The organism is Rhodospirillum rubrum ATCC 11170 (genome assembly GCF_000013085.1).
Classification (GTDB): Bacteria; Pseudomonadota; Alphaproteobacteria; order Rhodospirillales; family Rhodospirillaceae; genus Rhodospirillum; species Rhodospirillum rubrum.
Map to the genome: position 1 here is coordinate 4,175,265 of NC_007643.1, position 18,638 is coordinate 4,193,902.

The window sequence follows — 18,638 nt, forward strand, 5'->3', positions numbered from 1 at the left end:
GACTGTGAGATGATCGAACCGCTTCCCGCCCCCTGTCTCGACGTGGTCGAAAACCTGCGCGCCGTGCGCGGCGCCATCGCCGACGCCTGCAAGCCGGTGGGCCGCGACGCCGCCGGGGTCGCCCTGGTCGCCGTCAGCAAGAACAACGGGCCCGAACGGGTGCGCGCCGCCCTGCGCGCCGGCCACCGCTTGTTCGGCGAGAACCGGGTTCAGGAGGCCCAGGGCAAATGGCCGGCCTTCAAGGCCGATCACGCCGATATCGATCTGCATCTGATCGGGCCCTTGCAAACCAACAAGGTGCGCGAGGCCGTTGCGCTGTTTGACGCCATCGATTCGGTCGATCGCCCGCGCCTCGCCCGCGCCCTGGCCGAGGAGATGGACCATCAGGGACGGCGCCTGCCGGTGCTCATCCAGGTCAATACGGGTGAGGAGCCGCAGAAAGCCGGGATCCTGCCGCGCGACGCCGATGGTTTTTTGCGTGAATGCCGCGAGGATTTGGGGCTCGATGTGCGCGGCTTGATGTGCATTCCCCCGGTCGACGACGAACCGTCTCCCCATTTCGCCCTGCTGCGCGAAATCGCCCGCCGTCACGGGCTGGGGGTGCTGAGCATGGGGATGAGCGCCGATTACGGGGTGGCCGTGGCCTTTGGCGCTACCCATGTGCGCCTGGGAACGGCGATTTTCGGCGACCGCCGCGCCCTGCTCGGCACGCCGATCGGGGGTTAGGGGCTGATCTCGATCTCGGCGTTTTCGTCGCAGAGCGCCAGCACGCGGCGCAGGTCGGCGACGGCCAGGGCGACGCAGCCGGCGGTGGGCCGGCCATCGGCGGCCGCGACGTGCAGGAAAATGGCGCTGCCGGCGCCGACAACCACCGGGTCGTCGTTATGACCAAGCACGACGACGATGTCGTACAGGTCGTCGTCGCGCCACAGGGTTTCGGCGCTTGCCCGATAGGGCAGGGTGACCGGCTGGTTATAGGCGGGGTCGGCGGGATCGTCGCACCAGCCCATCGAGGGATCAAGCGCGCGGACCGGCAGGCCGCCGGCCGGCGCTTCGCCCCGGTCGGGGCGGTAGAAAACGGTGCGCAAGGGGAAGCGGCCGATCGGCGTCGCCCCATCGCCTTCCACTTTGTCGGCCCGTCGGCCGGCGCGGCCCAGGCGGCAGGGGAAAACCAGATCGTTCACCCGCAACAGGGCGTCGGGACCCACGCGCAGCAGCGCAGCCATCGCTTAACCTCCGCCAAAAGGCTTATCAGGCGTTGATGTCGGTGCCGCTGGTCGGAAGGCCACCCCGGGATTTCTGGTACTTTTCCAGCCCGCGCATCATCTGCTGGTTGAACCAGGGGCTGGTTTGATCCCCAGTAACGGCTGCGGCCGGGGCCGCGGCGGCAGAAGACGCCACGCCGGGGGAGGTCGTCAAGCCGTTTGGCGGCGTCGCCGAAGCCGTCGGTCGGCCTTTTTCGGGAATGCTCAGGGTATCGCCCACATCGGTCGCCCCGCTGTCCCCACCTTGGGACTGGCCGTTCGAGGTTTTGGGCAGGCGGTTGGCCTCGGCCTGCATGGTAAGCAGGCCGGCCATGGTCGCCGGATCGGTCAACTCGCGCGGCGAGCGGCCGGGGGCCACGGTCTGCGCCGAGCCAACGCGCGAACCGGTCAGCGTGGTCGGCATGCGCGCCGTCACCACGCCCGGGGCCTGGGCCTGATACTGGGCCAGGGTCTTGCCCGAGAAGGTGCGTTGCGGGCCTTCTTGCTGGGTAAGGCTGGTGGGGCCGGGCCGGCGGGCGGAGGCGCTTTGCTGGCTTCCCTGCTGGCCCCCCTGCTGGCCGATGGTGCCCAATTGGCCGCCTTCCTGGGCGGCGATGGTGCGGGCCAGGGCGGCCTTGGCGTCGCCGGTCTGGGCCTGCAGCTTCGCCACCTGGGCCGAGGGGACGGCGCTGGTCTTGGCCCCGGTCGCCGCCAGGGCGTCATAGCCCAGGGGCAGGCCCTGGGGTTCGCTGCCGCTGGTCCGGTCGGCCTTCTGCTGGGGCAGGATCAGATCGACCTTGCCCGGTTTGGCCTTGCCCGACCCGGCGCCGGTGGCGCCGCTCGCCGCCCCGGCCGGGGTCAGGGCGTCATAGCCAAGGGGCATGGTCTTGTCCGCCGGCCCGCCCGCACCAGTGCCCGCGCCGGCGGTCGACGCGGCGCTGGCCGTGGCCTGCCATTTGGGCGGCAGCAAACTGATCGGGGCATGGGGATCAAGCGCGGCGGCGGTACCGCTCGGCGCGGCGACCTTGGCGGTCAGCACCGGCTCCTCGTCATAGCCGGCGGCCGATTTGGCCAAGGCGATCACATGGCCGCCGATGTCCTTGCCGGTCATCTTTTGAACGGCGACGTTGACGGCGGCATCGACCAGACCCAGCACCCCGCCAAACAGCGTTCCGCCGGCCAACCGGGGGCCCGCTTTCAGTTCATCGCCGGTGAGTTCCCGGTAGATCGGGCCAACGATGGGAATGTGCTGCAAGGGGTTGACCACATCAAGGGCGTCCCAGAACGTGAAGCCGTCCAGGAAACCGTCGTTGATGACCTTGTCGCCCTCGATCCGATAGCCGGGGGTCGCTTGGTCCTTTGCCGGAGTCGGTGCGGCGGAAACTGTCGCGTCGACGGCCATGGTCGGTTCCTTGAAGCGGGGGCGGTCCCGAGGGACCCTCTAAGTCACCCATATCAAAGCAAACTTTGTGCCATCACCAATTTGCTCCCCGATCGGCCTTTCAGCGCCGAGTCGCCCCCGGGTTGCCGGGCTTTCGGCAGGGCGTTCGGCGCCGGATCACGGGCGGAAAAAACCCCGAGGTGGGCAGGATATGCCGATCCGGGCCGGCGCAAGGGGCAGGAACGACCGGCGCCCACCCCAAAACATCCGCCCTAAAACACCCCCCTAAAACAGATGACCGCTGCGCCGGGCCTTGGTCTGCAGGTAGCGCAGGTTATAGGGGTTGGGTTCATAGATATGGGGAACGCGCTCGACCACGGTGATGGCGTGGCGGCCAAGCGCCTCGACCTTCAGCGGATTATTGGTCAGAAGCCGGACCCGCGAAATGCCAAGCTGGCGCAGGATCTCGGCGGCGGGCAGATAGATGCGCTCGTCGTCATCGAAGCCAAGCTGGCCATTGGCATCAAGGGTATCAAAGCCCTGGTCTTGCAGCTGATAGGCGCGCAGCTTGTTGACCAGCCCGATGCCCCGGCCTTCCTGGGCCAGATACAGCAGCACGCCGCTGCCCTCCGCGGCGATGGCGTCAAGGGCACCGCGCAGCTGGTCGCCGCAATCGCAGCGCAGCGACCCCAGAAGATCGCCGGTGAAACATTCGGAATGCAGGCGGGTGAGAACCGGCTGCAAGGAATCGGGCTCGCCGACGATGATCGCCAGATGCTCGGTTCCGCCGTCCGAAGGGCGGAAGGCCAGGATGCGGGTGTGCTCGGCCCCGGCCAAGGGAACCCGCGCCTCGCTCACCTTGCGCAGCGACCGGGCGGCGGCGGTCTGGTAACGCAAGATATCCGTGGCGGCCAGAGCGAAGGCGAGGGGGGCGGCGGGGTCGGTCGCCGGCGGGCCGGCGCCCTCCAGGGCGACCACCACGGCGGCGGGCAACAGGCGGGCCAGCTTGGCCAGAACCACCGCCGCTCCGGCCGATCCATCGCCGGCGATCGGGTCGACGGCGGCGATCGCCGGCAAGGGCCCGTCCAGATCAAGGCAGGGATCGGCCAGCCGGCAAATCGCTCCAACGTCCAGCCCGCCCTTCAGGGTGACGGCCACCGGCGTTGTCGCCGCCGGCGCCAGACCGAGCACCGAGGCCCGCCGGCCGGTCAGAATCACCCTGGGCGAAGGGCCGAGGGCGGCCAGATCGGCCAGGGTCTGCGCCGAGGCGGATTCCGCCGCCAGCGCCATCAATCGGCCGTCATCGCCGGTAATCGTCACCGCCGCGCCCAGGCGCAATTCGGCCAATCCCCGGTCGACGCGGGCGAGCAATCGGCCGGTGTCGGCGAGCGGATCGGCGGCGGCGGAGGCGAAGGGGACGCAAGGGGCGTTATCGGTCACGGAACCTGTCCAACTTGGGTGCGAAAAGCCGCGCCGGAAAAAGGCGCCGGGTCGGGGGCCGGCTCATAGATAGGGCGGGGAGGGGGGCTATGGAAAGGCCGCGTCCTTGCGAGGGCCCCGGGGGCCGCGCCGCCCGCGCCAGCTTATGTACCAAAAACACCTCGGCGATGGTATCAAGGACCCTGCGGAAAGAACGGAGAGTGCAACAAACCATGACGTCCGGCAAGCGCCTGCTCCTGGTTGTCGAAGACGACAGTTTTCGTCGCGCGCTGGGGGAGCAACTGCGCGCCCAGGAGGATTTCGGCCCCGTCGACGAGGTGACCTCGCTGGCCCAGGCCCTGGAGCGAGCGGCGACCGCGGTCTTCGATCTGCTGCTGGTCGATCTGGGGGCCGGGGAGGGCGCCGGGGGCGGAGAAACGGTGTGCCGGGCCCTGCGCGAGGCCGGGATCGAAGCGCCGCTGGTCCTTCTGGCCGGCCCCGGAGCCCCGCCGCCGCCTACCGATCTGGGACCGGTCGAAAGGGTCGACAAGCCGGTGCGCCTGGGCGCGCTGCTTGCCCTGCTGCGGGCGCGGATGAAGGCGAAGGAGGGCGGAGGCGAGGAAAGCTTCATCGTTGGCCCTTACCGTTTCCAGCCCGCCGACAAGATGCTGGTCGGCCCCGGGGAGGGGCGCAGCCTGCGCCTGACCGAAAAGGAAACCGGCATCCTGGCCTTCCTATGCCGGGCCGGCGGCAAGGCGGTTGACCGCGAGACCCTGCTTCACGAGGTATGGGGCTATGGCGCCGGCATCACCACCCACACCCTGGAAACCCACATCTATCGCCTGCGGCGCAAGATGGAGGCCGATCCGGTCAAAGCCCGCGTGCTGCTGACCGAAGACGGCGGCTATCGGTTGGGATCGTAAGCGAGAAGGGCGGCGGTCAGGGCGTTGAGCACCGCCATCCCGGCGCCGGTCGCCCGCAGAACGCCCGGGGCGGGGCGGTGGAGCAGGCCTTCTTCGCTGGCCATCGCCAGCCCGCCGGCATCAAGCACCTCGGCGAAGCCCAGGCCGGTCAGGCGCAGAAGGCGCTCTTCCACCAGCCCCTCCTCGAGGCGCAGGCCCATCATCACCATTTCCTCGGCGCGCTGGCGGCGGTCAATCGCCGTGGTGCTTTTCAGGCCGTGACCCTGCTGGCTTACGTGGCGCAGCCAGACCTCGGGGGCGCGGTGGGCGACGGTGGCCTGAAAGGCGCCTTCGTCCGTGGCGCTGGTCAGGCGGCCATGGGCCCCCGGGCCGACGCCCAGATACTCGCCGCCGCGCCAATAGATCAGGTTGTGGCGCGATTCCTCGCCGGGGCGGGCGTGGTTGGAAACCTCATAGGCCGGCAGGCCGGCCTCGGTCAGGCGTTGGCGGGTCAGCTCGAACAGCGCCGCCCCCAGGTCCTCGTCGGGCAGAACGAAGGCGCCCCGGGCGTGTTCGGCGAAAAACCGGGTGCCGGCCTCGATGGTTAATTGATAGACCGACAGATGGCTGGGGCCGAGGGCTACGGCCCGGGCCAGTTCATCCTCCCAGGCGTCCAGGGTCTGACCGGGGCGGGCATAGATCAGATCGAACGAGAAGCGCTCGAACAGGGCGCGCGCCGTCTCCAGGGCGGCCAGGGCGCCGGCGGCGTCATGGCGGCGCCCAAGGAAGCGCAGGGCCTCGTCCTCGAGCGACTGGACGCCAAGGGAGAGGCGGGTGACGCCGGCTTGGCGGAAATCGGCGAAGCGCCCGCGCTCCACCGTGCCCGGATTGGCTTCCAGGGTGATTTCCAGATCATCGGCCACCGGCCACAGCGCGAGCGCCTTGTCGATCACCGCGCCCACCGTCGCCGGGTCCATCAGCGAGGGCGTGCCGCCGCCAAAGAAGACGCTGGTCAGACGGCGTTGCCGGGGCGGCAGGGCTCCGGCCTGGGTTTCCAGATCGCGAAGCAGCCCCTGGCGCCACGCCGCCTGATCAAGGGGGGCGGCGGCGACATGGCTGTTGAAGTCGCAATAGGGGCATTTCGACAGGCAGAACGGCCAATGGACATAAACGCCGAAGCCCTCGTCCCCCTGGGCCCCGACGGCGGTGGCGACGGCGGTGGCAGGGGGGCTCAGCCGCCCAGGCATGCCGCCACCAGCAAGGCGAAGGCGCGGGCGCGGTGGCTGATGGCGTGTTTGGCCGCCGGGTCCATCTCGCCAAAGGTTTCGGCCGCGCCCTCGCCCAGGAACATCGGATCATAGCCAAAGCCCTGATCGCCGCGCGGTGGCCAGACCAGCACGCCGTCGACCCGGCCCTCGAAGGTCTCGGCATGACCATCGGGCCAAGCCAGGGCGAGGGCGCAGACGAAATGGGCGCTGCGGTCGGGATTGTCTCCTAGGAGATGATTAATCGTCGCCATGGCCAAGGCGAAGTCCTTGGTCGGACCGGCCCATCGCGCCGAGTAGATGCCGGGATCGCCGCCCAGGGCGCTGACGGCCAGCCCGGAATCATCGGCCAGGGCGGGCAGACCGGTGGCCCGGGCCGCCGCATGGGCCTTGAGCAGGGCGTTTTCGACGAAGCTCGATCCGGTTTCCTCGGGTTCGGGCAGATCGAGGCTGGCCGCCGATCGCGCTTCCAGGCCGAAGGGCGCGATCAACTCGGCGATCTCGCGGACCTTTCCGGCGTTATGGCTGGCAACGACCAGCGGACTTTCAACAAGGCGACGCGACATGGCCATCAGGTCCTGATCGGGGGAAACGGAAAAGAATTAGCGCAAGCTGGCGAGGGCCGCCTTCTGCAGGGCGACCAACTCGGTGATGCCTTTTTGCGCCAGGGCCAGCAACTCCATGAACTGGGCCTGGGCGAAGGGCGAGGTTTCGGCCGTGCCCTGGATCTCGACGATGCCGCCGGTACCGGTCAAAACGAAATTGGCATCGGCCTGGGCCGTGCTGTCCTCGGCGTAATCAAGATCGAGCACGGCCACGCCATCGCACAGGCCGCAAGACACCGCCGCCACATGGTCGGTCAGCGGCGGCAGGGCGCCAAGGCCCAGCTTCTCGAAGCGCGCCAGCGCCTGATAAAGCGCCACCCACGATCCGGTGATGGCGGCGGTGCGGGTGCCGCCATCGGCCTGGATGACATCGCAATCCAGGCGGATCTGGATTTCGCCGATCTTTTTCAGGTCGGTGACTGAGCGCAGCGAGCGGCCGATCAGGCGCTGAATTTCCTGGGTGCGGCCGCTTTGGCGCCCGCGCGCCGCCTCGCGGTCGGTGCGGGTATGGGTCGAGCGCGGCAGCATGCCGTATTCGGCGGTCACCCAGCCCTTGCCGCCGCCGCGCATCCAGCCCGGCACCCGCTCCTCGATCGAGGCGGTGCACAGCACATGGGTATCGCCGAAGCGGGCCATGCACGATCCTTCGGCATGCTTGGAATAGCCCGGCTCGAGAACGATGGAGCGCAGGCTGTCGACGGCGCGACCGGAGGGTCTCATGGAGATGGTCCTTACGAGGAGGAAAGGGGGATGTTTGCCGGCAAGCTAGAGGTCCGCGCCGGCCGCCGCAAGGGTTTCGCCCGGCCGATGGGGAGAAGCGGCGGCGCTCGCCCCGTTGACCGGGGGTCGGGAGCGCCCTACCTTGACGACAGGGTCCTTAAAGGGCGTCCCTTTAAGATCGACGGCAGGAGGTTGGGACCGATGGTGGTGACGGGTCGCGGCGGCATCGTGACCGAACTGGATGAGCGCTCCCGCCAGATCTTCGGCCAGATCGTGGAAACCTATGTGGAAACCGGCGAGCCGGTCGGCTCGCGCACCTTGTCGCGGCGCCTGACGGTGGCCCTGTCGCCCGCCACCATCCGCAATGTCATGGCCGACCTTGAGGACTTGGGGCTGCTTTATGCCCCCCATACCTCGGCCGGGCGCCTGCCCACCGATGCCGGGCTGCGCCTGTTCGTCAACGGCCTGATGGAATTGGGCGGGCTGACCTCGGAAGAGCGCCGCCATATCGATGGCCGGGTTCAGGCCGCCGGCAAGAACCTTGACGACATGCTGAGCGACGCGACCTCGCTGCTGTCGGGGCTGGCGCGCTGCGCCGGGCTGGTGCTCGCCCCCAAGACCGACAGCGCCCTCAAGCACATCGAATTCGTGCCGCTCGGCCCCGGGCGGGCGATGGTGATCATGATCACCGAAAACGGCCTTGTCGAAAACCGCGTGCTTGAGGTGCCCCAGGGCCTGCCGCCCAGCGCCCTGGCCGAGGCCACCAATTACCTGAACGCCCGGCTGACCGGACGCACCCTGGAAGAGGCGCGCTCGGAGATTCAAGAGGAACTCGACAGCCATCGCAGCGCCCTGGACGATCTCGCCCAGCGCGTGGTCGAAACCGGCATGGCGACATGGTCGGGGGGGACGCGCGGCGGCGAGCTGATCGTGCGCGGCCAAAGCCATCTTTTGGCCGATGTCACCGCCCTGGAGGATCTGGAACGCATCCGCGATCTGTTCGATACCCTGGAAACCAAGGAACAGGTTCTGAGAATCCTTGATATGGTCAATCTGGCCGAGGGCGTTCAGATCTTTATCGGAGCGGAGAACGAGTTGTTTTCCGTCTCGGGCTGCTCCATGATCGTCGCCCCTTATCAGAACAGCCGGGAAGAGATCGTTGGCGCCATTGGCGTTATCGGTCCCACCCGCATCAATTACCGCCGCATCATTCCCTTGGTGGATTACACCTCCAAGGTGATCAGCCGGATGATCGGCTGAAGCGGCTTTCCTTGAAACCCTGAAGACGACTGGAAGACGGAACGCGCCATGCCGCAGCACAACGACACGCCCGAAAGCCGGACCCCTCAGGACTCGTCCGCTCCCGCCTCTCCCGCCGCCGCCGCCGATGACACCACCGCGGCGGTCGCCGAGGCGGCCGAGGCGATCGCCCGGGCCGACCTCGAGGAGCGGATCACCGCCCTGGAAGACGATAATCGTCGCTTGAAGGAAGAGTATCTGCGCGCCCTGGCCGAGGCTCAGAACGCCAAGCGGATGGCCGACAAGCGCATCGAGGATAACAGCCGCTACGCGGTATCGAACTTCGCCAAGGCCGTTCTTGGCGTCGCCGATAACCTCGGCCGCGCCCTGCTGTCCGTTCCGGAGGAGGCGCGCGGCGGCAACGAGATGGTCAAGAACCTCGCCTTCGGCGTGGAACTGACGGCCAAGGAACTGGAAAACGCCCTGGCCCAATATCAAATCCGCCGGGTCGAGGCGCTGAACGAGGCCTTCGATCCGCATTTCCATCAGGCGGTGCAGGAAGTCGAAAACACGGCGGTGCCCAATGCCACCATCGTCTCGGTGCTGCAGGACGGCTATGTCATCCATGACCGCCTGCTGCGTCCGGCGATGGTCGTGGTGTCGCGGGGCGGCCCCAAGCGCGAGCCCAAGCCCGCCGCCGACAGCGCCGACGGCGGCGTCAACACCACCGTCTAGAAAAAATCTCCGAGCGCTCTGGACCAGAGTGCGACGACGATTTTCTTCACCATCCCTCTATTTGCGAGCCTTTATCGGCTTGATCGACAGCGGCGGGCGCAAACCAGCGTCCGCCGCTTTTTTCGCCCTCAGAGCAGGGCGGCGACCCGCTCGCGCAGGGCGGGCAACACCTCGGCTTCGAACCAGGGATGGCGATTGATCCAGGCGGTGTTGCGCCAGCTTGGATGGGGAAGCGGGAAGAAGGCGGGGTCGCCCTGGTCGAAGCGGTGGACGCGCTCGGTCATGCTGTCGCGCCGCCCCAGGTAAAAACCCTGGGCATAGCCGCCGACCAGCAGGGTCAGGGCGATCCCTGGAAGGACGGCGCGGAAGGCCGGCTGCCACAAGGGGGCGCAGTCGGGCCGGGGCGGGGCGTCGCCGCCCTTGGCCAGCCGCCCGGGGTAACACAGCCCGGTCGGCACCACGGCGATGCGGCGCGCGTCATAGAAGGTCTCGCGATCCACCCCCATCCAGGCGCGCAGCCGGTCGCCGCTGGCGTCGTTCCACGGGATGCCGGTGGCATGGACGCGGGTGCCGGGCGCCTGACCGACGATCAGCAGCCGCGCCGTTACCGAGACGCGAAACACCGGCCGGGGGCCGAGCGGCAGATGGGCGGCGCAGAGGGTGCAGGCCTCGGCCCGGGCGACGACGGCCGCCAGCGCCGCCTCGGCCTCCGCGTCCGGAGGCGTCATCGCCCGGCCACGGCGCCCAGCAAGCGCTCCACATAGGCCGGAACCACCTCGCTGGCCGGGCCATACAGGCTTTCCTCGAACAGCGTCGCCCCCAGGCTGGGTTCCAGGTTCAGTTCGACCGTATGGGCCGCGCCCTCGAAGCGGGCCTGACGGACGAAGCCGGCGGCCGGATAGACGTTGCCGGAGGTGCCGATCGAGAGGAACAGCCCGCAGGTCGAGAGGGCGTCTTGAATGCGCTCCATTTCGAGGGGAATTTCCCCGAACCACACGATATGGGGCCGTAAGGTCCCGACCGTGGCGCAGGCCGGGCAGCCGTCGCTTTCGCCCAGATCGGCCCGCCAGTCGAGCACCGCGCCGCAGTCCAGGCAGCGCGCCTTGGTCAATTCGCCGTGCATGTGGATAAGCTGGCGCGATCCGGCTCGCTCGTGCAGATCGTCGATGTTCTGGGTGACGATCAGCACCTCGTCGGGCCACTCGCGCTCCAGGCGGGCCAGGGCCTCGTGGGCGGGATTGGGCAGGCAACTCGGATCAAGCAGGCCGCGCCGGCGGTCGTTATAAAAGGCCTGGACCAGGGCGGGGTCGCGGGCGAAGCCTTCGGGGGTCGCCACGTCCTCCAGCCGCACCCGCGCCCAGACGCCATCGCGATCGCGGAAGGTGTCCAGTCCCGATTCCTTGGAAACACCGGCCCCGGTCAGGATGACGATGGGGCAAGGCAGCAGACCGGTCATGACTATCATCTTTCCTTTTTTCGCCATCCCTTGGGCGCCGTGGTAAAACAGGGCGGGCCAGGGAAACGGCCCGGAGAGGGAACCGATGCATCGTATTCTTTTCGTCTGCACCGGCAATATCTGCCGCTCGCCCACCGCCGAGGTTGTGTTCCGGGCCAAGGCCCAGGCCGCCGGTTTGGGGGAGCGGGTTTTTGTCGATAGCGCCGGGACCGCCGGCTATCACGTGGGCGAGCCCGCCGACGGCCGGTCGGCGGAGGCGGCGCGGCGGCGCGGCTATCGCTTCGAGGGCCAGATCGCCCGTCAGGTGCGGGCCGATGACTTCGAAACCTTCGACCTGATCCTGGCGCTCGATGCCGGCCATCTGGCGGCCTTGCGCCGCCTATGTCCGCCGGCGCGGCGCGATCGGCTGGCGCTGCTGATGGATCACGCCTCGTCGCCCTGGGTCGGCACGGATGTGCCCGATCCCTATTATGGCGGGGCCGGCGGTTTTGATGACGTGCTCGATCGTATCGAAGACGCCTGCGACGGGCTGGTCACCCGGCTGAACGCCGCCCCTCTCGTCTCCGGAAAATCCTAAAAACCGCCGGTCGTCAGTCGCTCAGGGTCTTGAAGGATTTGCCCACGCCGTAAAGGATGCCGCCAACGCTGCCCACCGCCACCGGATAGATGGCGTTGCGCTCGATCCACGAGCGCGGGGTGCGGGAGTCGAAGGCCGAGCGGATCTGGTAGGCGTCCTTGTATTCATAGAAGGCGACCATCCGCCCGGCCCATAGGCCAAGCTCGGGCTGATCGGCGGGGGGGCTGTCGCGCAGGGTGACGAAGGCCATGCGCGCCTGACGGGGATGCATGGTGTCGTAATCGACCACCCGTTCCTCGAAGAAGCGGGCGGTATGCAAGCTGGCCTCATCGCCGGTCGCCTCCGACACCCGGGCCAGCCCCGACCAGGCGGCCTGGGTGGTCGGCCAGCGCTCGGCGGCGCTGCGATAGAGCGCGGCCGCGCCCCGGGGATCGCCGGCCCGTTCGGCGGCTTCCGCCCGGGCCAGGGCGTCGCGCGAGGCGTCGATATCAAAGGCACCGGCCTCGGCGGCGGGGGGCTCAACCGGCTTGAAGGCGGAACAGCCGCCAAGCCCGGCGGTCGTCAGAGCCAATCCCAAGGCGAAAGGGATCGACAGGAGGCCTGGGCGGCCTTTGTGACGAGCGGGCATGGGCATATCCTGGGACTGTGATCCGGGCGGCGGGCCAAGCCTACCGCGACCGCCGCCCCCCGCCAAGGGCCAAGCCGGAAGACGTCCGGGAGAGAGTGCCGATGCCCCTGACCCCCGCCCTGCGCGAGCGCCTTGCCGCCTTGCTGGGAACGCCCCTGCTCGAGGATCACGCCTTGTCCGGCGGAGACATCGCCGAGGTGCGCGCCGCGCGCTGCGCCGATGGGCGACGGCTGGTGATCAAGCTGGGCGCGAAAGGGGCCGATCTGGCCTCTGAAGGCGCCCAACTCGGCCGATTGGCCGCCGCCGGGGTGCCGGTGCCCAAGGTGTGGCTGGCCGAGGACGCGGTGCTGGTGATGGCCCAGGTCGAGGCGGGCGAGGCCTTGGCGGGGCCGGCCCAAGAAGATCTCGCCCGGGTGCTGGCCGCCCTCCATGCCCAGCCCCAGCCGTTTTTCGGCTTTGAATGCGCCACGGCGGTGGGGGGGCTGGTTCAGCCCAATCCGCAAGGGCCGCGCTGGATCGCCTTTTTCGCCGAGCACCGGCTGCTGGCGATGGCGGCGCAAGGGGTGGCGGCGGGGCGGCTGCCCATCGCGCTGGCCAAACGGGTGGAAACCCTGGCCGGCCGCCTTGAGCGCTGGCTGATCGAACCGCCCCACCCCAGTCTGATCCATGGCGATCTGTGGGGCGGCAATGTGTTGTGCCGGGGCGGTAAAGTGGCCGCCCTGATCGATCCGGCGCCGTCTTATAGCCATCCGGTGGAACTGGCCTTTGGCACGCTGTTTTCCACGCTTGATGACGTTTTTTTCGACCACTATCAGCGATTTTTGCCGATAGAGCCGGGATTTTTCGAGGAAAGGCGGGTGCTGTACACGCTGTATCCGCTGCTTGTCCATGTCCGGCTGTTTGGCGGCGGCTATGGTTCCCAGGTCGACCGCCTGCTCAGCCGTTTTGGCCTGTGAGCGGCCCCAGAGCGGCGAGCGGAAAAGTGGGTACCGGTTTTCCGCGTTATCGCCGCTCCAAATTATAGACTCTAGATCAAAGTTTCTGCGTTAAAGGAGACTCCTTTAACGCAGTTTGATCTAGGGCCTCGGGGCGGTAAGCGGCCAAGGGATAGACCGCCTCTTCGCGATAGAGCGGGCCCTCGCCGGTCAGCAGGCTGGAAAACAGCGAGAAGCTTGTCACCGTCAAAGAGCCGCGCACCGACAGATTATTGGCCTCGACGAAGCGCCGCAACCGCTCGGGGTCGGGAGTCTTGAGGCGGGCGAGGCTGATGTGCGGGGAATAAACATGCTCGTCGGGCCCGACGCCCAGCCCGCGCAGCGCGGCGTCGATCCGCCCTTTGAGCAAGGTCAGGGCCGGTGTTTTTTCCACCCCCGCCCACAGCAGGCGCGGCCGGCGCTCGCCGCCGAACACCCCCAGGCCGGCAATCGGCAGGGTGAAGGGCTCGGCCCGCACCGACAGCAGGGCGGCATCAATCTCGCGCGCCAGTCCCTCCTCGGTCTCGCCAAGAAAGCGCAAGGTCACATGAAGGTTCTGGGCGGGCGCCCAGCGCGCGCCGGGGATGCCGGCTTCCAGACCGCTCAAGCGGGCGCGCAGCGAGTCGTCAAGGGTCAGGGCGATGAACAAACGCACCATCGGCTTTTATCCTTATGCTAAGCGGGCTTAGGGCGAGGCGGCCTTGCGGGCCCGGGCGATCAGGGCCTCGGCCTGGGGCAAGATCCTGGCCACGATCACCGCCACGCCCTCGGCGGTGGGATGCAGGCCGTCGGGCTGGGTCAAGGCCGGGTCGCGGGCGACGCCATCGAGGAAAAACGGATAGAACAGGGTGTCGTATTTTTCGGCCAGGTCGGGAAACAGCCCGTTGAAGGCGGCACCATAGTCGCGGCCCAGATTGGGCGGGGCCAGCATGCCGGTCAGCAACACCGGCAGTCCCTCGGCCTTGAGACGGCCAAGCAGGCTATCAAGGTTCTCGCGGGTGCGCGCCGGATCCAGGCCGCGCAATCCGTCATTGGCCCCCAGTTCGACGATCACCGCCTGGGGATGGTCGCCCAGCATCCAATCCAGCCGGGCCAGCCCGCCGGCCGAGGTGTCGCCCGAGACGCCGGCGTTGATCACCCGCACGTCATGGCCCCTGGCGCGCAGCGCGGCTTCAAGCTGCACCGGAAAGGCGGTCTCGGGGGGCAGGTTGTAGCCCGCCGTCAAGCTGTCGCCAAGGGCGCTGACGACGATGGGGTCGGCGGCCGAGGCCGGCCCGGCCAAAGGGATCATAAGACTGAGGGCAATGCCAACCGCTTGGATCAGGCGCGGCCGCGCCCCATATCGCCAGAGCTTGCGTATCGGTGTGGAAAGGATGGTCATGGACGGCTCCCGCGACGGTTCCCCGGTGATCGATATCACGGATCTCCAGCTTAAGCTGAGGGGCCCGGCCGGCGAGGTCAACATTCTGCGCGGTCTCGACCTGCGGGTGGCGGCCGGGGAAACCCTGGGCGTCGTCGGTCCGTCGGGGTCGGGAAAGACCTCGCTGCTGATGGTCGCCTGCGGGCTGGAGCGCGCCACCGCCGGCCGGGTGGTGGTGGCCGGCCAGGATCTGACGGCGCTGTCGGAAGACGCCCTGGCGCTGTTTCGCCGCGACAGCATCGGCATCGTCTTTCAGGCCTTCCACCTGATTCCGACGATGACGGCGCTCGAAAACGTCGCCGTTCCCCTGGAATTCGCCGGGCGGCGCGACGCTTTCGAGCGCGCCCGCCATCACCTGGAAACCGTTGGCCTGGGCCATCGCCTTGGTCATTATCCCGGTCAGCTGTCGGGCGGAGAGCAACAGCGCGTCGCCCTGGCCCGCGCCTTCGCCCCTGAGCCCCGGCTGCTGCTGGCCGACGAGCCGACCGGTAATCTCGATGGCGAGACCGGCGAGAAGATCATGGCCCTGCTGTTTGATTTGCGGGCGCGCGCCGGCACCACCTTGGTGCTGATCACCCATGATATGGATCTGGCGCGGCGCTGCGACCGCATCGTTCATGTGCGTGACGGCCGCATCACCGGTGAGGAAAGCGGTCGCGGCGAAGGCTCGGCCCACAGCCTGCTGGCGGCGGTGGAATGACGCCGGCCCGGTTCGACGCCGAGCGGGCGAAGGGTTACGACGACCGGGTGAGCCGGGCGATCCCCGGCTACGGCCTGCTTCACGATATCGCCGCCGTCACCATGGCCGCCCTGGTGCCGCCTCAGGCCCGGCTGCTGGTGGTCGGCTGCGGCACCGGCACCGATATCTTGCGTCTGGCCCCCCATCAGCCCGGCTGGTCGTTCGTGGGCGTCGATCCCGCGGCCGAGATGCTGGCGCTCGCCCGCCTTCGTTTGGCCGAGGCCGGGCTGGAGGGGCGAACCACCCTGGTCGAAGGCCGGGTCGAGGCCGTCGAGCCGCCGCCCGCTGGCGGCTTCGATGGGGCGCTGTGCCTGCTGGTCGGCCATTTCTTGCCCGATAGCCCCGCTACCGCTGAAGCCGCCTATGGCAAGGCGGCCTTGCTGGCCGGGGTGGCCGCCCTGCTGCGCCCCGGCGCGCCTTTGCTGATCGCCGATTTCGCCCTGCCGCCGCCCACCGAGGTCTTGCCCGCCGGGCTGATCGAGGACGCCTGGACGCTGTGGCAGCACGAGCGCGGCATCGCCGCCGAGGCCATCGATCGCGGCCTTGCCCATGCCCGGCGGGCCATTCACCCCATCGATCCGGCCCGCCTGGGCGCCTTGCTAGGCGCCGCCGGCTTCACCCCGCCCGCCGGGGTGTTCCAGGCCTTGCAGGTGCGCGGCTGGCTGAGTTTTCGGAAGGACGACCGATGAGATCCCCGGGCCTGACCAGCGGACCGGTGGCCCTGCGCTTCGCCCTGCGCGAATTGCGCGCCGGGCTTTCCGGCTTTCGCGTGCTGATCGCCTGTCTGGCCATCGGCGTCGCCGCCATCGCCGCCGCCGGCTCGGTCAATCGCGCCATCGACGAGGGGCTGAGCGCCAATGCCCGCCAGTTGCTGGGCGGTGATCTTGAACTGCGGCTGATGTACCGGGACCTCTCGGCGGCCGAAATCGCCACCCTCGAGCGCCTGGGGACCCTGACCCGCTATACCGAGATGCGGGCGATGGTCCGGCCCGAGACCAATGCCGAGGGCCGGCGCCTGCTCGTCGAGATGAAGGGTGTCGAACCCGGCTATCCCTTGTATGGCGCGGTCGAGCTGACCGATGGTCAGCCGCTGGCCGGGGCTTTGGCCGAGCGCGACGGCCTTGCCGGGGCGGTGGCGGCGCCGGCCCTGGCCGACCGCCTGGGGATCAAAGTTGGCGACCGCCTGCGCGTCGGCGACGCGGTCGTCGAATTGCGCGGGGTGATCGCCCGCGAACCCGATGCCATCGGCGGCGCCTTCTCCTTTGGCCCCCGGCTGATGGTGGCGGCGCCGACGGTGGCGAAAACCGGGCTGATCCAGCCGGGCAGCCTGGTGGAATATCACGGGCTGCTGCGCCTGGAGGGCGGTAGCGATCTGGCCCGGGCCAAGGACATTCTCGCCGCCGAGCATCCGCAGGCCGGTTGGCGTTTGCGCGGCCCGGAAGAGGCCGGGGCGGGGGCCCAGCGCTTCCTGGATCGCCTGACGCTGTTTTTGGTGCTGGTCGGCCTGACCTCGCTGCTGGTTGGCGGCATCGGTGTCGCCAATGCGGTGAAGGCTTACCTGGATGGGCGGATCCGCACCATCGCCGTGCTGAAATGCCTGGGCGCCCCGGCCGGGTTGATCTTTCGCGTCTATATGATTCAGATCGGCTTGATCTCGCTGGCTGGCGTGGGCATCGGCCTTCTGATCGGCGCCGCCCTGCCGCCGCTGGCGATCGCCCTTCTCGCCGATCTCTTGCCGGTGCCGGCCGAGGCCGGGGTCTTCGCCGGTCCGCTGTTGCTGGCCGCCGCCTTTGGCCTGCTGACCGCCCTGGTCTTCAGTCTGGGCGCCCTGTCGCGGGCCCGCGATATTCCGGCGACGGCGCTGTTTCGCGGCGAAAGCGCCAAGGGACGGGGCGGGCGCTGGCGTGACCGGCTGATGATCGCCGCCGGCGCCCTGACCCTTGCGGCCTTGGCCGTGGCGACGGCCGATGACAAGCCGCTGGCGGCGTGGTTCGTCGCCGGTGCCGGGCTGGCCCTGCTGCTGTTTCGCGGGGCGGCGGCCCTTGTCGGCCTGCTGGCCAAGGCCGCCGGGCGCCCTTCGGGTCTGCCGGCGCTGCGTTTGGCCCTGACCAATCTGCACCGGCCGGGGGCGGCGACGACCAGCGTCGTGCTGTCGCTGGGGCTTGGGCTGTCGGTGCTGGTCGCCATCGCCCTGATCCAGGGCAATCTTGATCGCCAGATCCGCGAGGGGATCCCGGCCCAGGCGCCGACCTTTTTCTTCATCGACATCCAGCCCCAGCAGACCGCGACGTTCGAAGCCGCGGTCCACGGCGCCGATCCCGGGGCCAAGGTGGTGCTGGCCGATATGATTCGCGGCCGCATCCGCGCCTTCAACGGCGTGCCGGTCGCCGAAGAGCGCATCGCCCCCGAGGCGCGCTGGGCGGTGCGCGGCGATCGCGGCTTCAGCACCGCCGAGACCCTGCCCGAGGGATCGACCCTGCAGGCCGGCGCGTGGTGGCCGGCCGATTACCAGGGGCCGCCGCTGTTCTCGCTGACCAGCGATCTGGCCGAGGGCATGGGGCTGGCGCCGGGCGACGCGGTGACGGTCAATATCCTGGGCCGCGATCTGACCGGCACCCTCGCCAATACCCGCAAGGTCGATTGGGGCAGCCTGACGATGAACTTCGCCTTCGTCGTCTCGCCCGGGGCCTTCGCCGGGGCGCCGCGCAGCTATATCGCCACCGTGCGCGCCAGCGAGGCCCTGGCTTCGGATGTCGACAAGGCGGTGGCCGCCGTATTGCCCAATGTGTCGGCGATCCGCGTGCGCGATGCCCTGGATACGGTGACGGCGATCATGGAAGGGGCGGGCAACGCGGTGCGCATCAGCGCCCTTCTGACCCTGATCGCCGGGGCGGTGGTGCTGGGCGGGGCCTTTGCCGCCAATCATGGCCGGCGGCTGCGCGAAGCCGTCACCTTGAAGGTTCTGGGGGCGACGCGCGGCCAGATCCTGCGCGCCTATCTCACCGAATACGGCATCCTTGGCCTCGCCACCGGGCTGATCGCCGCCCTGGTCGGCTCGGTCGCCGCCTGGGGGGTGCTGGTCTTCGCGCTGCGCGCCGACTGGGTGCTGCTGCCCGGGGTGGTGGCGACGACGGCGGTGGGCTGCGTTCTGGCGACGATGGCCGCTGGTCTGGCCGGAACATGGCGGGCGCTGGGCGCCAAGGCCGCGCCCTTTCTGCGCAACGAATAACCCCCCCGGGGGAGACCCGGGGGGGCGAAGCGCATTCTCTTCGAGCGGCGTGGGTGAAATCTGCCTCAGGCACGCCGCTCTGGGATCTTGATCGGTAAGCAAAGC

Annotated in this window: 20 protein-coding genes; 9 read left to right on the forward strand and 11 right to left on the reverse strand. The window is 68.9% G+C overall.

The genetic code is table 11. The features are described 5' to 3' along the window. The first annotated feature begins 9 nt into the window (after positions 1–9). The gene (locus tag RRU_RS18765) at positions 10–726 is read left to right on the forward strand and encodes a YggS family pyridoxal phosphate-dependent enzyme (RefSeq protein ID WP_014626629.1); all 717 of its coding nucleotides are present in this window, start codon (positions 10–12) and stop codon (positions 724–726) included. Here the strand turns inward: RRU_RS18765 and RRU_RS18770 are convergent. The 3 genes from RRU_RS18770 to ribA form a co-directional block, all read right to left on the reverse strand. Next, positions 723–1,226: a L,D-transpeptidase family protein gene (locus RRU_RS18770; protein WP_011391382.1), complete on the reverse strand. Its 504-nt coding sequence runs from the start codon at positions 1,224–1,226 to the stop codon at positions 723–725. The two genes, RRU_RS18765 and RRU_RS18770, sit on opposite strands and share 4 nt — an antisense overlap. 25 nt (positions 1,227–1,251) lie before the next feature. Further along, a complete protein-coding gene (locus tag RRU_RS18775) occupies positions 1,252–2,646 on the reverse strand; it encodes a hypothetical protein (protein WP_011391383.1) in 1,395 nt (464 codons plus the stop codon). A gap of 264 nt (positions 2,647–2,910) precedes the next feature. Further along, positions 2,911–4,065 carry a GTP cyclohydrolase II gene (gene ribA / locus RRU_RS18780; RefSeq protein WP_011391384.1) on the reverse strand — a complete coding sequence of 385 codons (1,155 nt, stop codon included), beginning with the start codon at positions 4,063–4,065 and terminating at the stop codon, positions 2,911–2,913. Positions 4,066–4,277: 212 nt separating this feature from the next. Between ribA and RRU_RS18785 the strand changes: the two genes are divergently transcribed. Further along, the gene (locus tag RRU_RS18785) at positions 4,278–4,967 is read left to right on the forward strand and encodes a winged helix-turn-helix domain-containing protein (RefSeq protein WP_014626630.1); all 690 of its coding nucleotides are present in this window, start codon (positions 4,278–4,280) and stop codon (positions 4,965–4,967) included. Here the strand turns inward: RRU_RS18785 and hemW are convergent. From hemW to rph, 3 genes are read right to left on the reverse strand one after another with little or no spacing between them, the layout of a single operon-like run. Beyond that, positions 4,949–6,193 (reverse strand): radical SAM family heme chaperone HemW, encoded by a 1,245-nt coding sequence (hemW, locus tag RRU_RS18790; RefSeq protein WP_011391386.1) that lies wholly within the window; start codon positions 6,191–6,193, stop codon positions 4,949–4,951. The genes RRU_RS18785 and hemW overlap by 19 nt on opposite strands. After that, complete coding sequence (rdgB, locus tag RRU_RS18795) at positions 6,178–6,783, reverse strand: RdgB/HAM1 family non-canonical purine NTP pyrophosphatase (protein WP_011391387.1); 606 nt, start codon at positions 6,781–6,783, stop codon at positions 6,178–6,180. Before rdgB ends, hemW begins: the two co-directional genes overlap by 16 nt. 30 nt (positions 6,784–6,813) lie before the next feature. Beyond that, on the reverse strand, positions 6,814–7,536 hold the full coding sequence (rph, locus tag RRU_RS18800) for a ribonuclease PH (protein ID WP_011391388.1): 723 nt from the start codon (positions 7,534–7,536) through the stop codon (positions 6,814–6,816). A gap of 201 nt (positions 7,537–7,737) precedes the next feature. Here rph and hrcA point away from each other — a divergent pair, with 201 nt between their 5' ends. Further along, on the forward strand, positions 7,738–8,796 hold the full coding sequence (hrcA, locus tag RRU_RS18805; protein ID WP_011391389.1) for a heat-inducible transcriptional repressor HrcA: 1,059 nt from the start codon (positions 7,738–7,740) through the stop codon (positions 8,794–8,796). A gap of 48 nt (positions 8,797–8,844) precedes the next feature. Then, positions 8,845–9,510: a nucleotide exchange factor GrpE gene (locus RRU_RS18810; RefSeq protein WP_011391390.1), complete on the forward strand. Its 666-nt coding sequence runs from the start codon at positions 8,845–8,847 to the stop codon at positions 9,508–9,510. 128 nt (positions 9,511–9,638) lie between these two features. Here RRU_RS18810 and RRU_RS18815 read toward each other — a convergent pair whose 3' ends face one another. Together RRU_RS18815 and cobB are read right to left on the reverse strand one after the other, a co-directional pair. After that, a complete protein-coding gene (locus RRU_RS18815; protein WP_011391391.1) occupies positions 9,639–10,238 on the reverse strand; it encodes a uracil-DNA glycosylase family protein in 600 nt (199 codons plus the stop codon). Further along, positions 10,235–10,966, reverse strand: a complete 732-nt coding sequence (gene cobB / locus RRU_RS18820) for a Sir2 family NAD+-dependent deacetylase (protein ID WP_011391392.1) — start codon at positions 10,964–10,966, stop codon at positions 10,235–10,237. Before cobB ends, RRU_RS18815 begins: the two co-directional genes overlap by 4 nt. 85 nt (positions 10,967–11,051) lie before the next feature. On the opposite strand from cobB, the gene RRU_RS18825 reads away from it, so the two are divergent. Continuing rightward, a complete protein-coding gene (locus RRU_RS18825; RefSeq protein ID WP_011391393.1) occupies positions 11,052–11,543 on the forward strand; it encodes a low molecular weight protein-tyrosine-phosphatase in 492 nt (163 codons plus the stop codon). Positions 11,544–11,556: 13 nt separating this feature from the next. On the opposite strand, the gene RRU_RS18830 is transcribed toward RRU_RS18825, so the two are convergent. Then, entirely contained in the window at positions 11,557–12,171 is a 615-nt protein-coding gene (locus RRU_RS18830) for a tetratricopeptide repeat protein (RefSeq protein WP_011391394.1), read from the reverse strand. A 101-nt stretch (positions 12,172–12,272) separates the two neighbouring features. Here RRU_RS18830 and RRU_RS18835 point away from each other — a divergent pair, with 101 nt between their 5' ends. After that, a complete protein-coding gene (locus RRU_RS18835) occupies positions 12,273–13,127 on the forward strand; it encodes a fructosamine kinase family protein (RefSeq protein WP_011391395.1) in 855 nt (284 codons plus the stop codon). 76 nt (positions 13,128–13,203) lie between these two features. Here RRU_RS18835 and thpR read toward each other — a convergent pair whose 3' ends face one another. Beyond that, on the reverse strand, positions 13,204–13,803 hold the full coding sequence (gene thpR / locus RRU_RS18840; RefSeq protein WP_011391396.1) for an RNA 2',3'-cyclic phosphodiesterase: 600 nt from the start codon (positions 13,801–13,803) through the stop codon (positions 13,204–13,206). 27 nt (positions 13,804–13,830) lie between these two features. Beyond that, the gene (locus tag RRU_RS18845; protein WP_014626631.1) at positions 13,831–14,526 is read right to left on the reverse strand and encodes an arylesterase; all 696 of its coding nucleotides are present in this window, start codon (positions 14,524–14,526) and stop codon (positions 13,831–13,833) included. On the opposite strand from RRU_RS18845, the gene RRU_RS18850 reads away from it, so the two are divergent. Genes RRU_RS18850 through RRU_RS18860 form a run of 3 tightly spaced genes read left to right on the forward strand, consistent with a single transcriptional unit; the run spans position 14,525 to position 18,533 of the window. Then, a complete protein-coding gene (locus RRU_RS18850) occupies positions 14,525–15,265 on the forward strand; it encodes an ABC transporter ATP-binding protein (RefSeq protein ID WP_014626632.1) in 741 nt (246 codons plus the stop codon). The genes RRU_RS18845 and RRU_RS18850 overlap by 2 nt on opposite strands. After that, positions 15,262–15,993 carry a class I SAM-dependent methyltransferase gene (locus RRU_RS18855; RefSeq protein ID WP_011391399.1) on the forward strand — a complete coding sequence of 244 codons (732 nt, stop codon included), beginning with the start codon at positions 15,262–15,264 and terminating at the stop codon, positions 15,991–15,993. Before RRU_RS18850 ends, RRU_RS18855 begins: the two co-directional genes overlap by 4 nt. Beyond that, entirely contained in the window at positions 15,990–18,533 is a 2,544-nt protein-coding gene (locus tag RRU_RS18860) for an ABC transporter permease (protein WP_011391400.1), read from the forward strand. Before RRU_RS18855 ends, RRU_RS18860 begins: the two co-directional genes overlap by 4 nt. Positions 18,534–18,638: the final 105 nt, after the last annotated feature.

Bases quoted from the DNA above. Each gene is read 5' to 3' on its own strand.
- RRU_RS18765 (WP_014626629.1), top strand. From the start codon at position 10: ATGATCGAACCGCTTCCCGCCCCCTGTCTCGACGTGGTCGAAAACCTG.
- RRU_RS18770 (WP_011391382.1), bottom strand. From the start codon at position 1,226: ATGGCTGCGCTGCTGCGCGTGGGTCCCGACGCCCTGTTGCGGGTGAAC.
- RRU_RS18775 (WP_011391383.1), bottom strand. From the start codon at position 2,646: ATGGCCGTCGACGCGACAGTTTCCGCCGCACCGACTCCGGCAAAGGAC.
- RRU_RS18785 (WP_014626630.1), top strand. From the start codon at position 4,278: ATGACGTCCGGCAAGCGCCTGCTCCTGGTTGTCGAAGACGACAGTTTT.
- hemW (WP_011391386.1), bottom strand. From the start codon at position 6,193: ATGCCTGGGCGGCTGAGCCCCCCTGCCACCGCCGTCGCCACCGCCGTC.
- rdgB (WP_011391387.1), bottom strand. From the start codon at position 6,783: ATGGCCATGTCGCGTCGCCTTGTTGAAAGTCCGCTGGTCGTTGCCAGC.
- rph (WP_011391388.1), bottom strand. From the start codon at position 7,536: ATGAGACCCTCCGGTCGCGCCGTCGACAGCCTGCGCTCCATCGTTCTC.
- hrcA (WP_011391389.1), top strand. From the start codon at position 7,738: ATGGTGGTGACGGGTCGCGGCGGCATCGTGACCGAACTGGATGAGCGC.
- RRU_RS18810 (WP_011391390.1), top strand. From the start codon at position 8,845: ATGCCGCAGCACAACGACACGCCCGAAAGCCGGACCCCTCAGGACTCG.
- RRU_RS18815 (WP_011391391.1), bottom strand. From the start codon at position 10,238: ATGACGCCTCCGGACGCGGAGGCCGAGGCGGCGCTGGCGGCCGTCGTC.
- cobB (WP_011391392.1), bottom strand. From the start codon at position 10,966: ATGACCGGTCTGCTGCCTTGCCCCATCGTCATCCTGACCGGGGCCGGT.
- RRU_RS18825 (WP_011391393.1), top strand. From the start codon at position 11,052: ATGCATCGTATTCTTTTCGTCTGCACCGGCAATATCTGCCGCTCGCCC.
- RRU_RS18830 (WP_011391394.1), bottom strand. From the start codon at position 12,171: ATGCCCGCTCGTCACAAAGGCCGCCCAGGCCTCCTGTCGATCCCTTTC.
- RRU_RS18835 (WP_011391395.1), top strand. From the start codon at position 12,273: ATGCCCCTGACCCCCGCCCTGCGCGAGCGCCTTGCCGCCTTGCTGGGA.
- thpR (WP_011391396.1), bottom strand. From the start codon at position 13,803: ATGGTGCGTTTGTTCATCGCCCTGACCCTTGACGACTCGCTGCGCGCC.
- RRU_RS18850 (WP_014626632.1), top strand. From the start codon at position 14,525: ATGGACGGCTCCCGCGACGGTTCCCCGGTGATCGATATCACGGATCTC.
- RRU_RS18845 (WP_014626631.1), bottom strand. From the start codon at position 14,526: ATGACCATCCTTTCCACACCGATACGCAAGCTCTGGCGATATGGGGCG.
- RRU_RS18855 (WP_011391399.1), top strand. From the start codon at position 15,262: ATGACGCCGGCCCGGTTCGACGCCGAGCGGGCGAAGGGTTACGACGAC.
- RRU_RS18860 (WP_011391400.1), top strand. From the start codon at position 15,990: ATGAGATCCCCGGGCCTGACCAGCGGACCGGTGGCCCTGCGCTTCGCC.